This is a genomic window from Streptomyces sp. UNOC14_S4 (assembly GCF_020740835.1).
In the GTDB taxonomy this organism is placed as follows: domain Bacteria; phylum Actinomycetota; class Actinomycetes; order Streptomycetales; family Streptomycetaceae; genus Streptomyces.
This window is the reverse complement of sequence record NZ_JAINFC010000393.1, coordinates 1-7,317: the sequence shown is the minus strand read 5'-3', so window position 1 is coordinate 7,317 and position 7,317 is coordinate 1. Positions and strand designations below refer to the sequence as shown.

5 protein-coding genes are annotated in these 7,317 nt (G+C 73.0%); 1 reads left to right on the top strand and 4 read right to left on the bottom strand.

Annotated features, from left to right (window positions below; all coding sequences use genetic code 11):
* The 4 genes from K6I34_RS27505 to K6I34_RS27490 form a co-directional block, all read right to left on the bottom strand.
* Window positions 1-1,411, bottom strand: a 1,411-nt coding sequence (locus K6I34_RS27505; protein ID WP_229329789.1) for an FAD-binding oxidoreductase, incomplete at its 3' end; no start/stop codon positions are given.
* Between the two features lie 22 nt (window positions 1,412-1,433).
* Entirely contained in the window at window positions 1,434-2,825 is a 1,392-nt protein-coding gene (locus K6I34_RS27500) for a LuxR family transcriptional regulator (RefSeq protein WP_229329787.1), read from the bottom strand.
* 99 nt (window positions 2,826-2,924) lie between these two features.
* The gene (gene paaN, locus K6I34_RS27495) at window positions 2,925-4,694 is read right to left on the bottom strand and encodes a phenylacetic acid degradation protein PaaN (RefSeq protein ID WP_229329785.1); all 1,770 of its coding nucleotides are present in this window, start codon (window positions 4,692-4,694) and stop codon (window positions 2,925-2,927) included.
* Window positions 4,695-5,076: 382 nt separating this feature from the next.
* Complete coding sequence (locus K6I34_RS27490) at window positions 5,077-6,291, bottom strand: MFS transporter (RefSeq protein ID WP_374231029.1); 1,215 nt, start codon at window positions 6,289-6,291, stop codon at window positions 5,077-5,079.
* Between the two features lie 196 nt (window positions 6,292-6,487).
* Here K6I34_RS27490 and K6I34_RS27485 point away from each other — a divergent pair.
* The coding region (locus K6I34_RS27485) for a LysR family transcriptional regulator (RefSeq protein ID WP_229329776.1) at window positions 6,488-7,317 on the top strand (830 nt) is incomplete at its 3' end.

Genomic DNA, 7,317 nt, shown 5'->3' with positions numbered 1-7,317 from the left:
GTGTATATGAGACAGATACGGCACGGGGTATTCGGGGGACGGGGTGGGGCCGTCGAAGGGGATGGCCAAGGGGCTGGCGTCGCTGGTGCTGGGTGTCCGTGACGAATGGTCGACGTCGGGGTTCACCCAGACGCCGGGCGAACCCCGACGTCGACCACTCGTCACGGACACCCAGCACCAGCGACGCCAGCACCTTGGCCATCACCTTCGACGGCCCCACCCCGTCCCCCGAATACCCGGTGCCGTACACCACGTTCGGCACCGACCGCAGCCAGCCCGCGAACGGTACGCCCGTCACCGCGTACTCCACCGGCGCCGTCCACGCCCCCGCGATCGGTACATCACCCAGGTCGGGGAAGAGCCGCAGGAACTGCCGCCGCATCTCGCCCGGGCGCAGCGGGCGCCCCCACATATCACTGGGGCCCGCATGGCCGTACGAGAAGCCGGACCCTCCCTTGCCGAAGACGAGGCGGCCGTCCGGGGTGGTGCGGTAGTAGTTGAGCCGCCGCCGCGAGTCGCACACGGACGTGCCGTCCGTCCAGCCGCGCTCGGCCAGCCGCTCCGGTATGGGCGTGGTGAGGACGGTGTCGCTGGCGATGGTGACCATGCGGCGGCCGATGTCCTCCAGGGCGCCCGCCCAGGCGTTGATGGCGAGGACGACGCGGTCGGCGGAGACGGTCCCGCGCGGGGTCACGGCCTCGGTGCGCCGACCGGTGCGCAGGCCGGTCAGCGGAGTCCGCTCGTGGATGCGGATGCCCTTCTCCAGCGCCACGCGCCGCAGGCCACGCGTCAGCTTGGCGGGTTGGACGGTGGCACAGCCCGGGTCGACGACCCCGCCATGATGCGAGTCGGTGCCGACCATACGGCGGGCCTCGTCGGCGGAGACGGGCCGCAGCGGCGCGATGCCCGCCCGGTCCAGCTCCGTGACGGTGTCGTCCCAGGCGCCGAGCTGGGCCCGGTTGGAGGCGGTCCACAGCCAGGGCCCGCGCCGGTACTCGGCGTCGATGCCGTGCTCGTCGACGAAGGAGAGGATCTCGTCGACGGCCCGCTCGGAGGCCTCGCCCAGGCGGCGCGCCTCCTCGTGGTCGCTGATGGCCACCAGACTGCGGAACCGCGCCCACATGGGCATCAGGAACCCGGCGTTGGCGCCGCTGGCCCCGCCGCCGCAGATGTCGGCGTCGATGAGCACGATGTCCGTGCCGGGCGCCCGCTCCAGGAGTTCCAGGGCCGTCCACAGGCCGGTGTAGCCGCCGCCCACGATGCACACGTCGCACCGCGTGTCGCCGTCGAGCGGCGGCGACTTGCCGTCGTCCGGTTCGGCGTTCAGGGCGTCCCGCAGCCAGGCCGTGCGCCGCTCGGGCGCGGGCGCGGCGCTGTTCGGCCAGGTGCGGGGTAGAGCGAGGCCGGTCACGTGAAGCTCCTCCTGTGTTCGGTCACGGTTCCTGACTGCCCGCGGCCAGCGAGGGAACGGCGCGTACGGCGCGCACGGCGCCGACCCTCTCGACGGCCCTCAGCAGGTCGATCCGCGAGTTCACGCCGAAGCTCTTGAAGAGCTTCCGCAGGTGGTAGTTGACGGTGTGCGGGGACAGCCCGAGCCTGCGGGCCATCTGCTGGTTGGTGAGCCCCTCGCCGACCAGCCGGATCAACTCGCACTGCTGGTCGCTGAGGCACGGGCGGTCGTCGCCGTCGGCGTGCGCCGCCGACACGTCCCCCGCGGAGACCGCGGCGGAATCGGCGGCGGACGCAGGCACGGCGCCGGACACATCCCGCCCCGCCCCACGGGTACCCGCACGGCCGAGCGGTTCGCCCTCCGCCCCGCGGCGCGCGGTCCGCAGGACGGCCGCCTCCCGGTACAGGGCGCGCTTGAGCGCCGCGGGCACCTGGTCGTCGATGATCTGCCGCACCAGGTCGTTGTGGAAGACGGTGCTCGCGCCGTCGTGGCGGACGATGCCCGTGGAGCACGCCTCCTCCACGACGGGCAGCAGCGCGGAGGGCGAGGAGTGCAGCAGCGCGGCCAGCTCCTCGTACTCCACCTCCTCGCCCATGACGGCCGCCACGCACAGCAGTTGACGGCACTCGGGCGAGTACTGCGCGAGCGTGGTGCGCACCCGGGCGCGCAACCGGTCGGGCAGGCGGCTGGTGAGCAGGGTGGCCCGGCCGTCGACGACCTGGATGCTCTGCTCCTCCCGCAGGCCTGTCAGCAGTTCGGTGATCAGCCGGGGGTGGCCGTCGAACTGCTCCACGAGCCGTGCGAGGAGGGGCGAGAGAGCGGCGCCCAGCAGGTCGGCGGCGAGCTCCAGGGCGGCGGCGCGGGGCAGGGCTTCGAGCACGAGGCGCTCGAAGCGGCTCGTGGGGTCCGACAGCAGCAGGCAGGAGGGGTCGGGGCCCATGCCGGTGCGGCGGGCCACCACCCACACGACCCGGTCGTGGTGCGCGGCCTTGCGGAGCACACCGGCCGTCTCCGGCCAGGTGCCGGTGCCCTGGAACTCGTCGATCGGCACGAGCACGGGCCGCACCGGCGCGTGGTGCCGGACGGCCGCCTCGCGGTGGCCGGGTGCCTGGAGGTGGTGCCGCTGCCAGGCGCTGCGGGCCGGGCGCGCGGCGCGCTGTGTGCTGCCCGTGTGCGCGGTGACGTAGCCCAGGCGGTCGGCCAGCGTCATGCACTCGCGCATCAGACGGGTCTTGCCGCAGCCGGGCTGCCCTTCGATGAGCAGCAGGGCGCTGCCGCCGCGGCGCCCGTGTTCGAGGACGTCGTGGACGCGTGCCAGCTCGCGCTCGCGGCCGCGCAGGGGCTGGTCGGTCGGTGCGGTGTGGGTGGTGAGCATGGGTGGGAGATCCCCCTTCCCTCGGTGGTCGCCGGTGCGTCGGGCGGTCACGGGCCGCGGTCCGGTCACCGGCGCGGGGCCGTGGCCGGAGCGGCGCCGCTAACGGCCCTTCGCCCCGTAGCGCCGCACCCCCACCGTGCGGAAGCGGCCCGCGACGAACGCGGTGTCGCAGTAGACCGATTCCGCGGCCGGGTTCATGCCCGTGCCGTGCAGGTCCGAGTAGACGGCGGACTGCGTGATGTACCACTGGCCCATCAGGTTCAGCGAGAGCATGACGCCCGCCTCGGCGCAGGCGGCCTCCAGCGCCTCCTCGACGGCCGGCGAGGTCGTGTACGCGCCCGCGGACAGCGCGCCCTGCTCCCGTGCCGTACGGGCCAGCAGCGCGATGCCGTCGGCGGCCGAGTCGACGGCGACGGCGAAGAAGACGGGACCGAGCCACTCGGCGGACAGGGTGGCCAGGTCCTCGGGCCGGTTCGCGTCCAGCGCCACGACGGCGGGCGTGCGGATCACGGCGTCCGGGAACTCGGGGTGGACGACCGCGCGCGGGGCCACGGCGGGCTCGCCGAGCGCGCCCGAGGCGGCCTTCTCGACGCGGGCGAGCACCTCGGGCCCGACCAGCGCGCCGAGCACCGCGCTCGCCTCGCCGTCGTCCGCGAGGAGCCGGCCGAGGGCGCCGCCGAGGTCCGCGACGACCTCGTCGAAGGACTTGTGACCCTCGTCGGTGGGGATGCCGTCGCGGGGGATCAGCAGGTTCTGCGGGCTGGTGCACAGCTGGCCGCTGTAGAGGGCGAGGCTGAAGGCCAGGTTGTCCAGCATGTCGCGGTAGTGCGCGGTGGAGTCGATCAGCAGGCTGTTCACGGCGGACGTGCCGAGGTGCAGCTGCGCCTGGCGGGCGTGGGTCCTGAGCCACGCGCCGAAGGGCGCGGAGCCCGCGTAGTCGACGATACGGACGTCCGGGTGCGTGGCCAGGGTCTTGGCCAGGGCCTCGCCGGGCCGCTCGGGGGCCAGGCAGACCAGGTCCGCGTCGAAGCCGGTCTCGCGCAGCACCTCGCGGGCCACGCGGACGGTCAGGGCCAGCGGCAGCACGGCGCGCGGGTGCGGCTTGACGAGGACGGCGTTGCCGGTGGCCAGGGAGGCGAAGAAGCCGGGGTAGCCGTTCCAGGCGGGGAAGACGCTGTTGCCGATCACGAGGCCGATGCCGCGTGGCCGGATCTTGAAGGTCTTGTCGAGGACGAAGGGCGTACCGTCCGGCTGCGGCTTGCTCCACCGCGCGGTCTCCGGCAGCCGCGTCTGCTCGGCGACGGCATAGGCCACGGCCTCCAGGCCGCGGTCCTGCGCGTGCACGGCGCCCGCGTGGAAGGCCATGACCGGGTTGTGGCCGCTGGTGTGCGCGGCGGCCTGCGCGAACTCGTGCGAACGGGCGTTGACCCGGGCCAGGATCTCGGCGCACACGGCGGCGCGCACGGCCACTCCCGCGTCCCGCCAGGCGGGGATCGCCGCGCGCATCGCGGGCAGCAGTACGACGGGGTCGTGATGCGGATAGGAGATGCCCAACTCCGGGCCGAACGGCGATTTCTCGCCACCTTCGGCGGGGGAGGGGCCCACGGTGCCGTCCTCGCCGGGCTGGCCGAGCGCGAAGTGCCGTCCTCGCGTGGCATGGTGGGCGGTCGCGCCCTGCGCCGCGCCGACGGCGTACGCGCCCTCGTCCTCCGGGTAGGGCGACCAGCCGGCCCGGGTGCCGATGACCTCCAGGGCCCGGTCGAGGGTGGCGCGATGCCGCCCGACAAGCCCGGCGAGCTCCTGCCGTACGAGCTCTGGTCCTACGAGCTCTGGTCCTGTGAACTCCGGCCGTACATCGGATGGATTCATCCTCACGCTCCTTCAGGTTCGGAAAAGCGCGAGCAAGGTCCCTTCGAGCAGGACCGCGGCCGAGCCGCACCGCAGCAGCCGGAACGCATGGCCATTCCCCCCGTACCCCCTCGCATCCCCCGTGGGCCGCCCGAGACAGCGCCCTGCACCATTCATGCACAGAAGGGGGTGCCTTGCACAAGGTTTGCAATGGAACGACATAGAGTCTTTAAACTCACGTCGGTTGGGGGTTTCGATGCGGGATAATTGAGAATTTTTTCAAGACTGAAGCGGCCGCGGCGGGGGTTCCGCGGCCGCTGGTTCAGAGTGGAACCGGAAGGACCGGTTCATTATCTCCGGGACGGCTTCAGCCCATTCGGGCGGGGTGGTTCCGGGGGTCGGCTCAATCGCCCGCAGGGGCACCGACCTTGGGCACCTTGCCGAACAGCGTCACCAGCAGGGCGCCGATCGCGAGCGCGCCGCCCAGCCACATCACCGACTCGGTGCCGTAGCCGTCGACCATCTGGCCGCCCGCCGTGGCTCCCACGGCGATCGCGCCGTTGAAGATGCCGACGAACAGGGAGGTCACGCCCTCGCGCGCCTCGGGCGCCGCCGTCGAGAGCCAGGTCTGTGTGCTGACCGACACGCCGCCGTACGAGATGCCCCAGACCGCCAGCAGGATCAGCGCGCCGATGGTGGTCACGCCGAGCTTCGGCACGAGCAGCACGGACACCGCCAGGACCCCGCTGATCACCAGCAGCGTGCCCTTGAGGGTCCTGCCGACCCGGGAACCCGCCAGGAAGTTGCCGACGACACCGGCCACACCGTAGATCAGCAGCAGGGTGCCGATGAGGCTCGCCTTGACGCCGGAGACGTCCTCCAGCACCGGCCGGACGTAGGTGTACGCGGCGAAGTGACCGCACACCAGCAGGGCCACCACGGCGAGGCCCGTGGCCACCTTGGGGTTGCCGAACAGCCGCATCACACCGCCGAGTCCGACCGCCTGCTCGGCGGGCAGCGGTGGCAGCAGGACCGCCATCGCGAGGGTGACGAGCAGCGACAGGGCGCCGATGGCGATGAACGCCTCACGCCAGCCCGCCCATTCGCCGATGTACGTACCGGCGGGCACACCCAGCACGGAGGCCACCGCGATACCGCTGAACACCAGTGACATCGCGGGCCCCGCCTTGTCCGGCGTCACCAGCCGCCCGGCCAGGCCACCGGCGAGCGACCACACGCCGCCCATGCCGATGCCGATGAGGACGCGGGCCACCATCATGACGGCGAAGTTCGGGGACCAGGCGGCGAGCAGGTTGGCCGCGGTGAGCAGGGCCATCAGGCCGCAGAGCACCAGCCGCCGGTCCAGCTTGCCGATGGCCGCGGTCACCAGGGGCGCGGACACCGCGCCGATGATCCCGGTCACCGTCAGGGTCAGGCCGGCGGTGCCCTCGGTGACGTCGAGCGCGTCCCCGATCGGGGTCAGGAGGCCCACCGGCAGCATCTCCGACGTGACGACCGTGAAGGTACCGGCCGCCACCGCCACAACGGCTGGCCATCCCCTCACCGTCGATGTCCCCGAGGCGTCCGCCTCGGCGGTCATGTCATCAACATTTGCCATGCCCCCCAGCCAACCCGGCGGGGCGTGAGGGAACAATCGTGAAGTCCTAATGCTTCCATGAGGTGGACTAATCGACGCACGATGACGTGCGGAAACGACACACGGAAACGACCCGCTGACACGACATGCGGCAGGCGTGCGCCGGGTCACGGCGGTCCGGCGCCGGGGGAAGTTCGGGGGAAGGGGGCGCACGGCCATGGCAGCGAGCGGCCTGACGGCGGGCGGACCGGTGGAGCGGCAGCCGAGCGGGACGACGAGCGGGGCGACGAGCGGGGCGACGAGCGGGACGGCGAGTGGGTCGGTGGACCGGCCGGCGGGCGGGGCAGCGGACCGGCCGACGAGTGGGGCAGTGGGCCGGGTGGCGCGGAGCGCGGAGCGTCGGCAGGGCAGCGGCCTGGAGATCCGCGAGCTGGAGTGCTTCCTGACCCTGGCCGAGGAACTGCACTTCGGCCGGACCGGGGAGCGGCTGTACGTCTCGCAGGGGCGCGTCAGCCAGCTCCTGCGGTCCCTGGAGAGCCGCATCGGCGCCCGTCTGGTGGAACGCACCAGCAGGCGCGTCCGGCTGACCCCGCTCGGCGAGGACTTCCTGCGGAGCCTGCGGCCCGCGTACGCCGCGCTGCGGGCCACCGTGGACGACGCGTGCGTGGCGGCGCGCGGGATCGCGGGCTGCCTGCGGATCGGCTTCCAGGGCAGCGCGGACGACGCGTTCATGGCCGTGGTCGCCCTCTTCGAGGACCGCTACCGGGACTGCTCGACGGAGATCACCGAGGTGCCGCTCTCGGACCCCTTCGGCCCGCTGCACCGGGGCGAGGTGGACATCGCCGTCGCGCTGCTGCCGATGGCGGAGGAGTCCCTCGTCCTCGGCCCGGTCTTCTCGCGCCAGCCGCAGTACCTCGCCGTCTCCAAGCGGCACCCCTTCGCGACGCGTTCGGAGCTGTGCGCGGAGGACCTCGCGGACTCGCCCCTCATCGGCGTCCGCGACCCGGCCCCCGCCTACTGGCGCGAGGTCCAGGCCCCGTCCCGGAC

Bases quoted from the DNA above. Each gene is read 5' to 3' on its own strand.
- K6I34_RS27490 (WP_374231029.1), bottom strand. From the start codon at position 6,291: ATGGCAAATGTTGATGACATGACCGCCGAGGCGGACGCCTCGGGGACA.
- K6I34_RS27500 (WP_229329787.1), bottom strand. From the start codon at position 2,825: ATGCTCACCACCCACACCGCACCGACCGACCAGCCCCTGCGCGGCCGC.
- paaN (WP_229329785.1), bottom strand. From the start codon at position 4,694: ATGAATCCATCCGATGTACGGCCGGAGTTCACAGGACCAGAGCTCGTA.